The organism is Pedobacter africanus, assembly GCF_040548825.1.
Lineage (GTDB): Bacteria > Bacteroidota > Bacteroidia > Sphingobacteriales > Sphingobacteriaceae > Pedobacter > Pedobacter africanus_A.
In genome coordinates, this window is record NZ_JBEPSL010000004.1 from 472,230 (window position 1) to 487,556 (window position 15,327).

Consider the following 15,327-nt stretch of genomic DNA (forward strand, 5'->3'; position numbering starts at 1 on the left):
TTTATTTGTTTTTTAATTTATCCGCCTGAAACGCTCTCAAGCGGGCTGCAAAAATAAGAATAATTTTCTAATAATCAAATGTTTTAGTGTTTACCAAACAAGTAGTTAACTCCAAGCTTGAAGCGCTTCATTTCAATATTAAAAAACGAGTAATTCGTAATGGCTGCATTGGGACTGTAACCAGCCGCTATCTCCAGTTTTTTATTCAGCACTACCCCCGCCATGAACTGCAGTGAATAATTGAATTTTTCCATAATGACCTCATTTTCACCAATTCTTTGCTGCATACTTATCGTATTCAGATACACCGACTTATTGTTGCTGGTAGTAGAGAAATTCAATCCTCCACCCAGGCCGCCAAAACACTTTAACTTGTTGGTATTGTAAATGTTATAGATAAGCTGCGGGGTGAGTACAAGATGAACCTGGTCAAATGAATGGCGCTCAACAATAAAGCCTCGCTCATCGGCCGGCAGCGATATTTCATTCTTACTCATCAGCGCAGAAAGCTCCGTTCTAAATATTAGTCTGCCAATTTCCGGTTTCACAAACAGATCCACACCCGTAGTTAACATAGGTGAGAAAGATGTTTTACACGTTGCTTTCGGAGTCGATAATGGATGTGTACCTCCATAACTGGCCATACTGGCCGCAGCTCCCAGTCCGGCAAAAAACCTGGTGCTTTTATGCTTCGGCTTTGGCAATTGCTGCCCATTGATCAACGACACAGCCCTTAACAAATCTCCCGACCTGTAGTCCAACCTTAGCAACATTTTTTCCAAAACCTGGTCTTCCGGCTTCCGCTTTTTCATCTCAATCAGCAGCTGCCGGGCATATTTATTGTCTTTGACAACCGCACTTGTCCTGTCTTCCTGAAGGTATAAATTCCTGATCAGTTCCAGTGGTTCCTGCTGATCAGGCCCCATCATATAGAACCTTTCTTTAAGTTCATCGACATAGGAAAACAAAGTCAGATTTTTGCCGGATTGCAGCACTTTCAAAAAAACGGTGTCTCTTTTAAACGACAAGTCCGGCCCAATACTCAGGTTTGCGATTTCTATCTCGCTCAGGCTTACATTAACAGCAAAACGCTGGTAGTGTTCGTGATCGTCGATACCATAAGCTGTACAATTGGCTAGGGTAAAAACCTGTCGGCTGTCATTTGGTGCAATTTTAAAATCTATTGAAACAGGATTTTTTCTCCGCTCTTTAAAATCTACATAGCCCCTTAAAGTATCTTTTGAATTAAGTACTACATAGCCTTTTTGATAGTTAGATTGCCCAAGACTTAGTAAGGGAACAGCCGTTAATAAAGCGGTCAGAAAGCGTTTCATCGGTTGAAATTAAATTTCGGCTAAAATAAAATTAGTTTGCAGCATTTCAAAACATCCGGCTGACTTCTCTCTAAAATAAAAAAGGGTTACCTGTAAAGATAACCCTTTAAAATACCTTCATTTTTGAACTTAGTACATTTGAACTGTTTCTCTGGACTCCTGTGTTTCAGATCTCACAACAAATGTTAGTTCTGTTGCAAACACCCGGTCAACATTAAACCTTTTAGGTGCTTTGAGGCCATTGTCAAATACCTGGTTGTACAAAGGCTCGTTATACCTGTCCAGGATCTGAACTTCTACCGGACCTTCCGGGGCGTTTTTCAGATCTAAGGTGATTACCCCGTCTTCTTTGGTTAAAACCGGCTTAAACCGTTCTTCAATTATCGGTTCAGAAACCTTCGCCTGTCCGTTTTCAATACTAACTTTATACTCGGCAGCCTTCAGTTCGCCTACAATTTTAAATGTATAGGTTCCATCAGGAAGTTCCCTCAGGTTATAAGTCCTGGTAGAAGTAGCCTTCGTTTTGATATTCTGTGTATATAGCAAATCACCATTTGCACCATAGATAGACAAGTCAATAACCTGCGGTCCATCAATAAGGAAAGCAACTGACTTCTCATCTACATTTTTAACTCTCACCGAAAAATCAACATCTTTTGCTTGCAAAGCAGAGAAATTAAGCACCAGAAATGCAGCAATCCCAATTTTTAATAAATTTTTCATGATTAAAATGTTTAAAATTTAACAATTTCTTTATGCAACAAAATTAATCCTGATAAGGCTGGTAATTGACCACTACATTTTCTGATTTATATGCTATATTAACAGCAAAAACATTTAATACTCAGCAAATTCAAATTTCAAAGACAAAAAAGTACATGAAACCAACTTTCGAAATTATTGAACCCTCTTTTGGAAGCTCGTTTTATTATTCAAAATATGCAAGGGCGCTCAACAACAAGGCACATTTATGGCATTACCACCCGGAGATTGAAATGGTATTCGTAAACGGAGGAAGTGGAAAACGGCAGATCGGCAGTCATTTATCTTATTATACGGATGGAGATCTTATTTTAATCGGGAGCAATTTGCCGCATTGTGGTTTTACAGATACCCATACCGGAAACAAAACGGAAACCGTAATTCAAATGCGGCCCGGATTCCTGGGGCATGACTTTTTAGACCTGCAGGAAACCAGAGGCATTACCGATTTGCTGAACAAGGCCAAGGGCGGCATTGCCTTTGGTGCTGAAACAAAAGCCAAGGTAGGTGAACACATTGAAAGAATGGACGATCAACAACCTTTTGAACGACTCCTGAGCTTATTACAGGTTTTAAAAGAGCTGGAAAAAGCAGCCGACTATAAAATTTTAAATGCTTCGGGCTTCTCCATAGAAATGCAGGTTCAGGACAACGACAGGATCAGTATGGTTTTTAACTATGTCAAAGACCATTTTCAGGAAGAGATCAACTTGCCTGCCATAGCTGAAATGGCCAATATGACTGTGCCTTCTTTTTGCAGGTATTTCAAAAAGATCACCAAAAAAACATTTACACATTTTGTAAATGAGTACCGGATTGTACACGCTTCCAAACTTCTGGCCGAAAAACAAACCAGCATCGCAAACATTTGCTATGAAAGCGGCTTTAACAACTTTAGCCATTTCAATAAATTGTTTAAAGAATTCAATGGTAAAAGTGCTTCGCAATACAGAAAGGAATTTTCAACATTCCATTCTTAGCGCATTCCAAGCTCAACAAAAATTCCTATTTTCGTTGCCGAATGGAAAACTTTATAGTATCGGCCCGTAAATATCGCCCGGCAACGTTTGAAACCGTTGTTGGTCAGCAGCACATTACCGGCACTTTAAAAAATGCTATTAAGAACAACCAGCTGGCACAGGCTTTCCTGTTTTGCGGTCCAAGAGGTGTAGGTAAAACAACCTGCGCGCGCATCCTGGCAAAAACCATTAACTGTACCAGTTTAACACCCGATCAGGAAGCATGCGGGACCTGCGAATCCTGTATTTCCTTTCAAACCGGCCACTCCTTTAACTTTCATGAGCTTGACGCAGCCTCAAACAACTCTGTAGATGATATCCGAAGCCTGATTGAGCAGGTACGTATACCACCGCAGGCAGGCAAATATAAAATATACATCATTGATGAGGTCCACATGTTATCGGCAAATGCGTTCAATGCATTCCTGAAAACACTGGAGGAACCACCCTCTTATGCTATTTTTATATTAGCCACCACAGAAAAACACAAAATACTGCCTACTATATTGTCGCGCTGCCAGATTTTTGATTTTAACAGGATTCAGGTAGAAGATATAGCAGGCCACCTCCATAAGATTGCGCAACGCGAAAACATTGCGGTAGAAGCCGATGGGTTGCACATCATTGCCCAGAAAGCAGATGGGGGTTTAAGGGATGCCCTTTCCATGTTTGACCAGATTGTAAGTTATACAAATAAAAATTTAACCTACAAATCGGTAATCGATAACCTGAATATTCTGGATTACGATTATTATTTCAAACTTACCCAGTACCTGGTAACAACTGACGTAAGCAATACACTCATCCTGTTTGATGAGATCCTGAATAACGGATTTGATGGCAACAACTTTATCAACGGACTGGCAAGCCATCTTCGTAATTTACTGGTAGCCAAAGACCCTCAGACTACCAAGCTGCTGGAAGTCAGCGAAAACATCAAACAAAAGTATATCAGCCAAAGCCAGCAAACCCCGGTTTCGTTTATCCTTACCGCACTAAACCTGGCCAACCAGTGCGATCTGAACTACAAGAACAGTAAAAATCAACGCCTGCAGGTAGAAATGGCGCTGATCAAAATGTGCCACATCCCTTCGGTACTTCAATTAGCCAATACCGCGACTGACCCAGATCAGATTAAAAAAAAAACTAATGTAAGTCCGGTTCAGCCTGCCTTTACTGCGCCGGCAACGCCAAAAGCGGAAAGTCCTGTAATTCCAACTGCAGCACCAGCAATATCGGTTACCACACCTTCCATACCGATTGCAGCCCCGCCTGCTACTCCGGAAAAGCAAATTTCAAACCCTTCGGCAAGTATTCCCTTGCCAAAAAAAACACCTCCTCCTTCTACTAAAATAGCATTAAATCCGGTAGCACCGGCTCAGCAGCATAAAGCGACAATGCTCATTCCTTCATTAAATGGCATTCAAAACAAGGCTGAGGGTGAAGATGGCGATGAGCCCAAATACATTACGGGAAGTGATCGGGAAGCTTTTACGAATGAACAATTGCAGTTTTACTGGAACCAATATACAGATATTGTTAAAAATGCCAACAGGATCAATGTTTATACCCTGATGAGTACATCGGCCCCTATCTTGGAAAGCCAGGAAGAAATTATGGTACATGTGGAGCATAAGTTACAAGAGGACTTGCTCCAGGATGAAATGATAGACCTGCTGAACTTTTTAAGACCAAGGTTAAGGAATTTCAGCATATACATCAAGTCTAAACAGGTGGTGAAAGAGGTAGTAAACCGACTATACACCAGCACCGAAAAATACCAGTACCTGGTAGAGAAAAACCCAAAACTGGAAGAAATGCGCAGAAGGTTCAACCTGGATGTAAACCCTTAATATCCAGGCTTATCATTTACCGGATAGCCCTCTTCATCAAGGTCATCGCGGTCGTCTTCTGGCGTGCGTGCCAAAATCTCATCTTCCGGGCTCAACTGTACACTCTCGCCATTGTCTATCCGCATTCCGGCACCCTCAAGACGTTCATTCATTTCTTTGTCGTTGTCATACTCGGCACCGATATAAGGGTTAGATTCATCATAGGTTGAGATACTGTCTTCCCCATTTGGAGCGGAAGTATCATAGGGCAGCGGATGATCATAATCTTCATCCTTCCCTTTTACATCAAATTCAAAACTGTTTTTGTCTTTATCGTACGATAAATTATCGAAATCTTTGGTCTCTCCCAAATTCATTGGGTGCAGTTTGTCGGTTGCTCTTTTCGCTCCCGGATCATCATTTTGGCCCGTTATCATATTGGTAAGTTTTGTATAAATATAACGCAAAAAAAACCTTAAATGTTTTGGAAAAATAAAAAGCCCGTCTGCAAAAACAAACGGGCTTTTTTATCAGCTAATGCCGGGCTTATAAACCTGCAAGGGCTGTATTCAATGTTTCACTTGGTCTCATTGCTGCTGAAGCCAGATCATCACTAGGATTGTAATATCCTCCAACATTTTGCGGCCTACCTTGTGCTGCTATCAATTCAGCAGAGATTTTTGCTTCGTTCTCTGTTAAAGTTTTGGCCAAAGGAGCAAATTTTGCCTGCAGCTCTGCATCTTTAGTTTGCGCTGCCAGGTTCTGCGCCCAGTACAGGGCCAGGTAAAAATGTGAGCCCCTGTTGTCGATCTGTCCGACCTTACGGGCAGGCGATTTATCGTTAGCCAAAAATGTTTCCGTTGCAGCATCCAGCGTTTCAGCCAATACCAAAGCTTTAGGGTTATTTTGTGTCTGTCCAAGATGTTCTAAAGAAACTGCCAAAGCTAGGAACTCACCTAAAGAATCCCAACGCAGGTAACCTTCCTCCAGGAACTGCTGAACATGCTTAGGTGCAGAACCACCGGCACCAGTTTCAAATAAACCACCACCGTTCATTAACGGAACTATGGACAACATCTTTGCCGATGTGCCCAGCTCCAGGATCGGGAACAAATCTGTCAAATAATCACGCAATACATTGCCTGTCACCGAAATCGTATCTTCACCTTTACGGATTCTGTTCAGGGTAAATTTAGTGGCCTCAACCGGCGACAGAATACGGATATCTAATCCGGTGGTATCCTGTGCTGCCAGGTATTCGTTTACCTTTTCAATAATCTGCCTGTCGTGCGCCCTGTTTTCATCTAACCAGAACACAGCAGGTGTAGCCGACAAACGGGCCCTGTTTACTGCAAGTTTAACCCAGTCCTGAATTGGCGCATCTTTGGTCTGGCACATGCGGAAGATATCGCCTTTTTCTACTTTCTGATCAAAGAAAAGCTTACCATCAGCATCCGTCACACGAATGGTACCGTTGGCCACAGCCTGAAAAGTTTTATCGTGAGAACCATACTCTTCTGCTTTTTGTGCCATTAAACCCACGTTAGGTACAGAACCCATGGTAGTTACATCAAAAGCGCCATTGGCTTTACAATCGTCAATTGTTGCCGTATAAACGCCAGCATAGCAGCGATCAGGAATAATAGCAATGGTATCCTGCTGTTTGTTGTCTTTATTCCACATCTGTCCGGATGTACGGATCATTGCCGGCATCGAAGCATCAACAATTACATCAGATGGCACATGCAAATTGGTAATGCCCTTGTCAGAATTTACCATTGCCAATGCTGGCCCATTTGCTATTGCTGCTTCAATTGCAGCTTTTACTTCTGCTTCTTTTGCATTTCCGGCAATCTTGGCGTAAACATCGCCCAGACCATTCCGGGTATCAATGTTTAATTCTTTAAACAGATCGGAATATTTGGCAAAAACATCTGCAAAGTACACTTCAACTATGGCACCGAAAATGATTGGATCGGAAACTTTCATCATAGTTGCCTTCAAATGCGCCGATAACAGCACACCTGCAGCTTTTGCTTCTGCTATAGCTTTTGCTACGAACAATTTTAATGCGGCAAGGTTCATTACCGAACTGTCAATTACCTCGCCTGCTTTTAATGGAGATAATCCTTTTAATTCAGTAACCGCACCGTTCACATCCACAAATTCAATTTTGAATTGTGTGGCCCCGGCTACAGTAAGTGATTTTTCTGATCCGTAGAAATCGCCTTCAGTCATACTAGCTACCCTTGTTTTAGAATCAGCAGACCATGCACCCATCGAATGTGGATTTGCTTTAGCATAATTCTTAACCGCTTTAGGTGCCCTGCGGTCAGAATTACCTTCACGCAGTACAGGATTAACGGCAGATCCCAGTACCTTGGCATATTTTGCTTTGATGGCTTTTTCCTCCTCTGTCTGGGCATTTTCCGGATAATCGGGAATGGCAAAGCCCTGGGACTGTAACTCAGCAATGGCCTCAGTAAGTTGAGGGATAGAGGCGGAAATATTTGGTAATTTGATAATATTGGCTGCTGGTGTTGTAGCCAGCTGCCCAAGCTCTGTCAACGCATCTCCAACTTTTTGATCTTCCTTTAAAAACTCAGGGAAGTTTGCCAGGATCCTTCCCGCTAACGAAATATCCCTGCTTTCTACATCAATACCCGCTGAGGCTGTAAAAGCTTGTACAATTGGTAATAATGAATAGGTTGCCAGCATTGGCGCTTCATCTGTTTTGGTATAGATAATTTTTGATGTGTTCGACATATTTTTATAAATACGATTATTATGAATGAAAAATAAGCAGATCGTTTATGAATAAACTTGCTTTTGATTAAATCGCCTAAAGATAGAACAAACAGATGAATTTAATGGCATCGGGCTCATGAAAAGAAAATATTTTCTCATGAAATTACGTTGTACCTTTGTACATTAATTGCTTATATTTTTTAATTTCGCAAAACATTAAAAACAATTACATGGAAGAATTTGAAGTTAGTGATGCTTCTAAGAAGACAAAAACCATTTATATTTCTACTATTTTCAGCATCGCCCTGGTTTTATTGATGCTTGGAATGCTGGGATTGATTTTAGTGCACGCGAAAAACCTATCGAACTACGTAAAAGAAAATATTGTTTTAAATATTATTGTAGACGAGGGCGCTAAAGAAACAGAAGTACTTGCTTTCCAAAAAGAACTGAATGCTAACCCCGCCATCAAGAGCACAGTCTATGTAAACAAGGAAATGGCTGCCAGAAACCTGACCACAGATCTGGGCGAAGATTTTGTAAACTTTTTAGGTTACAACCCACTATTGTCTACGATCGATGTTTACCTGAAAGCAGATTTTGCAAATAACAAAAGTATTGATGCCCTGAAGGCAAACATTGGAAAAAATCCAATTGTTAAAGAAGTGATCTACCAGAGTTCACTGATAGATATGGTAAACAAAAATATCAATACCATAGGGCTGATCATTTTGGGTTTTGCAGTGATCTTACTGGTCATTTCTGTTGCCCTGATTAATAATACCATCCGCCTGGCTATTTATTCACAGCGGTTCCTGATCAAAAGCATGCAGCTGGTAGGTGCAACAAGGAATTTTATACGCAAACCTTTCATTTTAATTGCAGCATTACACGGTTTAATAGCAGCCTTTATTGCCATCTTGATTTTGCTAGGCATTCTTTATTATGCGCAGAAGGAAATCCCCGAAATGATCATTTTAAGAAGCTACAGTGAATTTGGCATGGTGCTGATCGGCCTGGTTGGCGTAGGCATTTTCATTACCGCTATCAGCACCTCATTTGCGGTAAGCAAATATTTAAATCTAAAAATTTACGACCTTTACAGATAATGGTAGAAAAAAAATCAACACCTGCAAGTCAGGGCACAAAAAGTGAACTTGTATTCACTAAAAAGAATTATCAGTTGTTATTGATCAGCATTGCCATTGTTGTTGTTGGCTTTATCCTGATGACTGGCACTACAGACATCTATGATTTCCGTAAGACCTTACTGGCCCCGATGGTAGTTTTATTTGGCTTTGGCTTTGGTGTTTATGCCATTTTAAAAAAATAGGGCGGGTTAATGAATTATTTACAAGCCTTTATTCTAGCTGTAATAGAGGGATTAACTGAATTTTTACCGGTTTCATCAACCGGCCATATGGTTATTGCCAGTTCCTTCATGGGAATCGGAAAAGATGATTTCGTAAAATTGTTTGAAGTTGCCATTCAGCTGGGGGCAATTTTAGCCGTGGTGGTACTCTATTGGAAAAAGTTCTTCGATTTCAGCAAATGGCAATTCTATGTAAAGCTGATCATTGCTGTAATACCCGCATTATTTTTTGGCTTTCTTTTGAACGATTTTATTGATGAAACGCTTGGGAACCCGCTTTTTATTGCAGTGGTATTACTACTGGGCGGTATAGTATTGTTGTTTATAGATAAACTCTTTAACAACCCAACGGTAAGCGACGAAAAAGAGATCAGCAATTTAACCGCTTTTAAAATAGGATGTTTCCAGGTGCTGGCGGTTGTATTTCCCGGACTAAGCAGGAGTGCAGCCACCATCATTGGCGGTATGCAGCAAAAACTGACCAGGCATGTTGCGGCCGAATTTTCATTTTTCCTCGCTGTGCCTACCATGTGTGCTGCAACAGGGTATAAATTATTGAAAGGCTACCACTTGCTGAATGCAGAAAATGTTAAATTGCTGTTGTTTGGTAACCTGGTTGCATTTATTGTGGCCATCATCGCCATTAAATCTTTTATTGGCTTTTTATCCAAACATGGCTTCCGTATTTTTGGCTGGTACAGAATAATTATAGGTGTGGTCCTGATTGCACTTTATTATTCAGGAGTTGAAATGAACGTATTGTAATGACAGATCATCGAGAAGAGCAGGCAGCAAGCAAAGTATTTCCTGATTTTAACTTTGCCGAAGGAGAATTGCTGCTCATCAATAAACCTTATGAATGGACCAGTTTTGATGTTGTTGGAAAGATAAGAAACTCATTAAAGCCGCTAAAGCTAAAGGTTGGGCATGCCGGCACTTTAGATCCGCTGGCCACCGGCCTGCTGATCATCTGCACCGGAAAGCTGACCAAACAGATAGATACCTTTCAGGCTGAAGAAAAAGAATATACAGGCACAATGGTGCTTGGGGCAACAACGCCTTCCTTTGACCTTGAGACCGTTGTAGATCAGCAATTTTCACTCGACAATCTTACCGAAGAGGCGATTTATTCGGCAACCGCGCCTTTTATTGGCGATATACAACAATATCCACCGGCTCACTCTGCTGTAAAAGTAAATGGCGAACGCCTGTATGTAAAAGCACGCCGTGGAGAAGAAACAGAATTACGGCTGCGCAATGTAACGGTACCTGCATTTGAAATCACCAGGATAGCATTGCCAGAAGTTGATTTTCGGATTGTTTGCAGCAAGGGAACCTATATCAGGTCGTTGATCTCTGACTTTGGTAAACAGCTAAACAATGGCGCTTACCTGTCTAAACTGGTTCGGACAAGAAGTGGAAGCTTTTTATTGGAAAATGCCTTTGAAGTAAAGGAACTGGTTGATTATATTAGGAGCAAAAAAACGGGATAATGAGAGGGCACGCCAAACCCACTAAGCTGAATTTTGTTAAAAACGTGTTTTTGATTACATGTGGAATTGTATCGGCATGCTTTGGCTTAAAAAGTTTTTTGCTCCCCAGCGGCTTTATTGACGGTGGGGTAACAGGTATCTCACTGCTGGTAAGCAATATAACCGGACTCAAGCTCTCCTACCTGATTGTGTTGATCAATGTGCCTTTTGTGCTACTGGGCTACCGGCAGATAGGCAAAGTTTTTGCCATCAAAACCTCTGTTGCCATTTCCCTTCTGGCCATTTCACTGATCATAGCTCCTTTTAAACCCATTACACACGACCCTTTACTGATAGCCTTTTTTGGCGGTTTGTTCCTGGGGGGAGGTATAGGCCTGGCCATGAGAGGTGGCTGCGTAATTGATGGAACAGAAGTGCTTGCGCTATACATCAGTAAACACAGCACACTTACTGTAGGCAATATCATTTTGATCCTGAATATTGTGATCTTTTCCTTTGCGGCTATACTTTTAAGTATAGATACCGCACTTTATGCCATTCTCACCTATCTTTCGGCCTCAAATACCGTTGATTACATCGTAAACGGCATTGAACAATATACAGGTGTAACAGTCATCTCCGAAAAAAATGAACAGATCAGAAAGTTCATTATCAACAGGATGAAAAGAGGGGTTACCATATACAAAGGTGAAGGCGGGTATGGCACGAAAAAAGACATTAACATTTTATATACTGTTGTAACCAAACTTGAAATGGGAAAATTACAGACTGCTATCCGGCAGATAGATCCTGATGCCTTTGTAATACAACAGCAAATCGCAGACATAAAAGGCGGGGTGGTAAAACGCCAGGCCTTACATTAATTATGAAAACATATAACCATCTCTCTGAGTTCAAACGCTTAAATAATGCAGTTGTCACCATTGGTACCTTTGATGGTGTACATTATGGTCACCAGAAAATTATCAAAAGACTTTGTGAACTCGCCAAGGCAACTGGCGGAGAGAGTGTGATCCTGACCTTTTTTCCACATCCCAGATTAATTATTGATCCGGAAAATCAGGATTTGAAAATGATCAATACCATTAACGAAAAGGCGGCTATATTGGCCGGACTGGGTGTAGACCATCTGATCATTACCCCTTTTACGCGTGATTTTTCGAATCTGAGCCCTGCAGAATACATCAAAAATATTCTGGTTGATACCATAGGGGTTAAACAATTGATTGTAGGTTACGATCATCGTTTTGGTAAAGACCGCAAAGGTGGTATGCCGGAGTTGAAAGAAATGGCCAAAACCTATGACTATAAAATAGAGGTAATACCCGAGCAGGACATCAACGATGTTGCTGTAAGTTCTACCAAGGTCCGCAATGCACTTTTAAACGGTGAAGTAGCCCTGGCGGCTCAATACTTAGGCTACAACTTTTCCTTACATGGTCGCGTAATTAAAGGCGATAAGATTGGCAGGACCATCGGTTTCCCTACCGCAAATATTTTTATAGAGGAGAACTATAAGCTCATCCCTTCTGATGGAATCTATGCAGTAACGGTAGACATGTCTGGTCAGACCTTTAAAGGAATGGCCTATATCGGACAACGCCCTACAATTAATGGAATGACCAGGAATATTGAGGTAAATATCTTTGATTTCAACCAGGAAATCTATGGACAGGACATTACTATGACCTTTCTTGAATTCTTACGGCACGATGTAAAATTTACAGGATTGGAAGCACTTAAGTTGCAATTGCAACAGGATAAAGAAGACACCCTGGCCTACTTCAACAAAATGTAACATTTTAGAAAAACCTGCTTCTTTCTGTTAAAAAGGCGCTTTTTTTTCGTATCTTACGAGAAACCCTTATTCTCTATGATACATCTGCCAGTATTAATTACTGATTTAGGCCTTATACTTGCCGCTGCCGGAGTAACTACCCTCCTCTTTAAAAGAATTAAACAACCCCTGGTTTTAGGTTATATCCTTGCAGGATTGCTGGTTGGCCCACACATCAAATTTATCCCTACCGTTACCGATAATGAGAGCATCCACATCTGGGCAGAAATTGGGGTGATCTTTTTACTTTTTAGTCTGGGTCTCGAATTTAGTTTTAAAAAACTGGTAAAAGTTGGTGGCTCCGCATCCATAACAGCCATTGTGGAAGTGGTGTTTATGCTGCTCATCGGTTTTGTTGCCGGTAAAGCCATGGGCTGGTCTACCATGGACAGTATATTTCTGGGGGGTATCCTTTCGGTCTCTTCCACAACAATCATCATCCGGGCCTTTGAAGAACTCGGTGTAAAACATAAGAAGTTTGCAGGTCTGGTATTTGGGGTCCTTATTGTGGAAGATCTGGTGGCCATCCTCCTCCTCGTACTCTTATCAACGCTGGCCTTAAGTCAACAGTTTGCAGGCGCACAAATGCTCATCTCTATATTAAAGCTGGCTTTCTTCCTGGTGCTATGGTTTATAGGCGGCATATTTTTAGTCCCTACCTTTTTGAAGGCCACTAAAAAACTAATGAATGATGAAACCATGCTGGTTGTATCCATAGCCTTGTGTCTGCTTATGGTACTCCTGGCTGTAAAGGTTGGTTTTTCTCCGGCACTAGGTGCCTTCATTATGGGCTCAATACTTGCAGAGACCACACAGGCAGAGCGTATTGAACATTTGACGAAATCGGTGAAAGATCTCTTCGCTGCAATATTTTTTGTTTCGGTAGGGATGCTGATTGATCCGAAGATCCTGGTAGATTATGCTGTTCCGATTTTGATCATTACACTAGCTACCATATTGGGTAAATTTTTAAGCTCTGGTATGGGCGCCCTGATTTCTGGCCAGCCACTCAAAACCTCTGTTCAAACAGGCTTAAGTCTGGCACAAATTGGTGAGTTTTCTTTCATCATTGCCACGCTTGGTGTATCCCTGAAAGTGACGAGCGACTTTCTTTACCCTATTGCCGTAGCGGTATCAGCAATCACTACCTTTACCACGCCCTATTTAATTAAGGCTTCAGAACCTTTCTATTTCTTTCTGGAACGAAACCTGCCTAAAAAATGGGTAGAGGGACTGAACAGATACAGCTCCAGTACTGCGGGAATTACTACGCTGAGCGATTGGAAAATATTGCTCAAGTCTTATACTTTTAACATCATTATTCACTCGGTTATTTTAACAGCCATTGTATTTCTGGGTTACCGGTATCTCCAACCTTTTATCACAACAAACCTCTTTGATGGCAATAACGGTATCGTTGTTAGTCTGGTGCTTACTTTAGTGATCATGACTCCATTTCTGTGGGCATTGGCAATCAGACGAATCGAAAGAAAGGCCTACTCTCACCTCTGGCTCAACAAAAAATACACACGGGGGCCGCTGGTTGCACTGGAAATTCTGCGCATTGCATTGGGCATATTCTTTGTGGGTTTCCTGATTTTTCAGTTTTACAATACCTGGCTGGCTATTGCCATTGCCATAATACTCATTGTTTCCGGGATGTTCATTTTCTCCAGAAAACTGCAGGGCTTTTACAACCGCCTGGAAAGTCGCTTTTTACTGAACCTGAACGAACGTGAGGCGCAAAATAAACAACCTGAGATATTGCCATGGGACACCCACCTTGCTGAGCTGGTCATCGCCCCTGAATCCAGGCTGGTCGGGCAAACATTGGTCGAACTATCTATCCGTGAAAAATATGGTGTCAATATCGCGCTGATTGAACGCGGCAAAATTATGATCCCCACCCCAGGTCGTGATGAAAGGTTATTCCCTAACGATAAAGTTCTGGTAATTGGTACGGATAACCAACTTGCTCTGGTAAAAGAGCTATTTGAAGGTAGTGTGGATGAAAATATGGAAGAAGTGAGTTTTCCTAAAAAGGATATGACCCTGCAAAAAGTGGTCATCAATACCAATTCCCCGGTTTATGGACAAAGCATCCGAAGTTCCGGGATCAGGGAGACCACGCAGGGGTTGGTTGTTGGTATTGAAAGAAAGGGAGAACGCATTCTGAACCCCGATTCAAATATGGTTTTCGAAAATGAAGATGTTGTCTGGATTGTAGGCAATACCAGAAAAATTCCAGCGCTCCTTGGATAAAAAACCTGGACCTATCGCAAATAAATGACTACCTGTTTAACGATCAGGTACAATGCCAGTACCCACAGAAATATAGCAATAGACTTATTGATCAGATAACTGCTAAGTGCAAATTTTTCCTGGATATAGCGGGCAAAATGCGCATAGCCATAAAGTGCGAGGGCGGAACCAATACCGGAGCCAAAACTGAAAATAACCAGTGAAAGGTAGTCGGTCCTGATCCATTCGTGCAAAATCACATAATTGCCAAAAAACAGCCAGAATGGGATTTGCACCGGGTTTAATATTCCCAGTAACATCCCATAAAACACGCTGCCTCTTTTACTCGAATTGCTGTCTTTGGTTTTAGGAATTTTATTACGGTGCATCCAGGTAATGGTTCCCATGATCAGGAACAACATCACCATAAAGGCATCTATATAAGTACCTATCCTTACCTCATTGATATTGGCATCCAGGTTTACATCGCTTGATACCCAGCGGGCAAAACGCATCATCCCGAAGGTAAAGAAAACTTCAACACAGGAGAAAGAGAGAATAAACGACCAGGCCTGGCGCATACCCCTGTTGATGGTAAGCTGCGCAACTGTCAGGTTAATGTTCCCGGGTGGTATATAGCCCATGGCATTTAACAATATGCCTATAATTAAGGTTAGAAAGAGCATACA

The 15,327-nt window shown here is 41.6% G+C and carries 14 protein-coding genes; 9 read left to right on the plus strand and 5 right to left on the minus strand.

What is annotated here, in order from left to right:
• Positions 1 to 83: 83 nt before the first annotated feature.
• A complete protein-coding gene (locus tag ABIE26_RS21615) occupies positions 84 to 1,334 on the minus strand; it encodes a hypothetical protein (RefSeq protein WP_310145660.1) in 1,251 nt (416 codons plus the stop codon).
• A gap of 129 nt (positions 1,335 to 1,463) precedes the next feature.
• Positions 1,464 to 2,057: a hypothetical protein gene (locus ABIE26_RS21620; RefSeq protein ID WP_310145661.1), complete on the minus strand. Its 594-nt coding sequence runs from the start codon at positions 2,055 to 2,057 to the stop codon at positions 1,464 to 1,466.
• A gap of 155 nt (positions 2,058 to 2,212) precedes the next feature.
• Here ABIE26_RS21620 and ABIE26_RS21625 point away from each other — a divergent pair, with 155 nt between their 5' ends.
• Together ABIE26_RS21625 and ABIE26_RS21630 are read left to right on the plus strand one after the other, a co-directional pair.
• Entirely contained in the window at positions 2,213 to 3,076 is an 864-nt protein-coding gene (locus ABIE26_RS21625; protein WP_310145663.1) for an AraC family transcriptional regulator, read from the plus strand.
• Between the two features lie 41 nt (positions 3,077 to 3,117).
• Positions 3,118 to 4,968: a DNA polymerase III subunit gamma/tau gene (locus ABIE26_RS21630; protein ID WP_310145665.1), complete on the plus strand. Its 1,851-nt coding sequence runs from the start codon at positions 3,118 to 3,120 to the stop codon at positions 4,966 to 4,968.
• Here ABIE26_RS21630 and ABIE26_RS21635 read toward each other — a convergent pair.
• On the minus strand, positions 4,965 to 5,384 hold the full coding sequence (locus ABIE26_RS21635; RefSeq protein WP_310145667.1) for a hypothetical protein: 420 nt from the start codon (positions 5,382 to 5,384) through the stop codon (positions 4,965 to 4,967). The two genes, ABIE26_RS21630 and ABIE26_RS21635, sit on opposite strands and share 4 nt — an antisense overlap.
• 109 nt (positions 5,385 to 5,493) lie before the next feature.
• On the minus strand, positions 5,494 to 7,713 hold the full coding sequence (locus ABIE26_RS21640; protein WP_310145669.1) for an NADP-dependent isocitrate dehydrogenase: 2,220 nt from the start codon (positions 7,711 to 7,713) through the stop codon (positions 5,494 to 5,496).
• Positions 7,714 to 7,925: 212 nt separating this feature from the next.
• Here ABIE26_RS21640 and ABIE26_RS21645 point away from each other — a divergent pair, with 212 nt between their 5' ends.
• From ABIE26_RS21645 to ABIE26_RS21675, 7 genes are all read left to right on the plus strand, one after another.
• On the plus strand, positions 7,926 to 8,804 hold the full coding sequence (locus ABIE26_RS21645) for a cell division protein FtsX (protein WP_310145671.1): 879 nt from the start codon (positions 7,926 to 7,928) through the stop codon (positions 8,802 to 8,804).
• Positions 8,804 to 9,028, plus strand: coding sequence for a DUF3098 domain-containing protein (locus tag ABIE26_RS21650; protein ID WP_310145673.1), 225 nt, complete (start codon positions 8,804 to 8,806; stop codon positions 9,026 to 9,028). The genes ABIE26_RS21645 and ABIE26_RS21650 overlap by 1 nt, the downstream gene beginning before the upstream one ends.
• A gap of 9 nt (positions 9,029 to 9,037) precedes the next feature.
• On the plus strand, positions 9,038 to 9,832 hold the full coding sequence (locus tag ABIE26_RS21655) for an undecaprenyl-diphosphate phosphatase (protein WP_310145675.1): 795 nt from the start codon (positions 9,038 to 9,040) through the stop codon (positions 9,830 to 9,832).
• A complete protein-coding gene (gene truB / locus ABIE26_RS21660; RefSeq protein WP_310145677.1) occupies positions 9,832 to 10,560 on the plus strand; it encodes a tRNA pseudouridine(55) synthase TruB in 729 nt (242 codons plus the stop codon). Before ABIE26_RS21655 ends, truB begins: the two co-directional genes overlap by 1 nt.
• A gap of 44 nt (positions 10,561 to 10,604) precedes the next feature.
• On the plus strand, positions 10,605 to 11,423 hold the full coding sequence (locus ABIE26_RS21665) for a YitT family protein (protein WP_354376253.1): 819 nt from the start codon (positions 10,605 to 10,607) through the stop codon (positions 11,421 to 11,423).
• Between the two features lie 2 nt (positions 11,424 to 11,425).
• Positions 11,426 to 12,358, plus strand: coding sequence for a bifunctional riboflavin kinase/FAD synthetase (locus tag ABIE26_RS21670; RefSeq protein WP_310145681.1), 933 nt, complete (start codon positions 11,426 to 11,428; stop codon positions 12,356 to 12,358).
• Between the two features lie 75 nt (positions 12,359 to 12,433).
• Complete coding sequence (locus ABIE26_RS21675) at positions 12,434 to 14,659, plus strand: cation:proton antiporter domain-containing protein (RefSeq protein WP_310145683.1); 2,226 nt, start codon at positions 12,434 to 12,436, stop codon at positions 14,657 to 14,659.
• Positions 14,660 to 14,670: 11 nt separating this feature from the next.
• On the opposite strand, the gene ABIE26_RS21680 is transcribed toward ABIE26_RS21675, so the two are convergent.
• A complete protein-coding gene (locus ABIE26_RS21680; protein WP_310145685.1) occupies positions 14,671 to 15,324 on the minus strand; it encodes a LysE family transporter in 654 nt (217 codons plus the stop codon).
• Positions 15,325 to 15,327 lie beyond the last annotated feature (3 nt).

What these genes read in the sequence shown, in the direction of transcription:
- ABIE26_RS21615 (WP_310145660.1), bottom strand. Translation starts at nt 1,334, where the DNA reads ATGAAACGCTTTCTGACCGCTTTATTAACGGCTGTTCCCTTACTAAGT.
- ABIE26_RS21620 (WP_310145661.1), bottom strand. Translation starts at nt 2,057, where the DNA reads ATGAAAAATTTATTAAAAATTGGGATTGCTGCATTTCTGGTGCTTAAT.
- ABIE26_RS21625 (WP_310145663.1), top strand. Translation starts at nt 2,213, where the DNA reads ATGAAACCAACTTTCGAAATTATTGAACCCTCTTTTGGAAGCTCGTTT.
- ABIE26_RS21630 (WP_310145665.1), top strand. Translation starts at nt 3,118, where the DNA reads ATGGAAAACTTTATAGTATCGGCCCGTAAATATCGCCCGGCAACGTTT.
- ABIE26_RS21635 (WP_310145667.1), bottom strand. Translation starts at nt 5,384, where the DNA reads ATGATAACGGGCCAAAATGATGATCCGGGAGCGAAAAGAGCAACCGAC.
- ABIE26_RS21640 (WP_310145669.1), bottom strand. Translation starts at nt 7,713, where the DNA reads ATGTCGAACACATCAAAAATTATCTATACCAAAACAGATGAAGCGCCA.
- ABIE26_RS21645 (WP_310145671.1), top strand. Translation starts at nt 7,926, where the DNA reads ATGGAAGAATTTGAAGTTAGTGATGCTTCTAAGAAGACAAAAACCATT.
- ABIE26_RS21650 (WP_310145673.1), top strand. Translation starts at nt 8,804, where the DNA reads ATGGTAGAAAAAAAATCAACACCTGCAAGTCAGGGCACAAAAAGTGAA.
- ABIE26_RS21655 (WP_310145675.1), top strand. Translation starts at nt 9,038, where the DNA reads ATGAATTATTTACAAGCCTTTATTCTAGCTGTAATAGAGGGATTAACT.
- truB (WP_310145677.1), top strand. Translation starts at nt 9,832, where the DNA reads ATGACAGATCATCGAGAAGAGCAGGCAGCAAGCAAAGTATTTCCTGAT.
- ABIE26_RS21670 (WP_310145681.1), top strand. Translation starts at nt 11,426, where the DNA reads ATGAAAACATATAACCATCTCTCTGAGTTCAAACGCTTAAATAATGCA.
- ABIE26_RS21675 (WP_310145683.1), top strand. Translation starts at nt 12,434, where the DNA reads ATGATACATCTGCCAGTATTAATTACTGATTTAGGCCTTATACTTGCC.
- ABIE26_RS21680 (WP_310145685.1), bottom strand. Translation starts at nt 15,324, where the DNA reads ATGCTCTTTCTAACCTTAATTATAGGCATATTGTTAAATGCCATGGGC.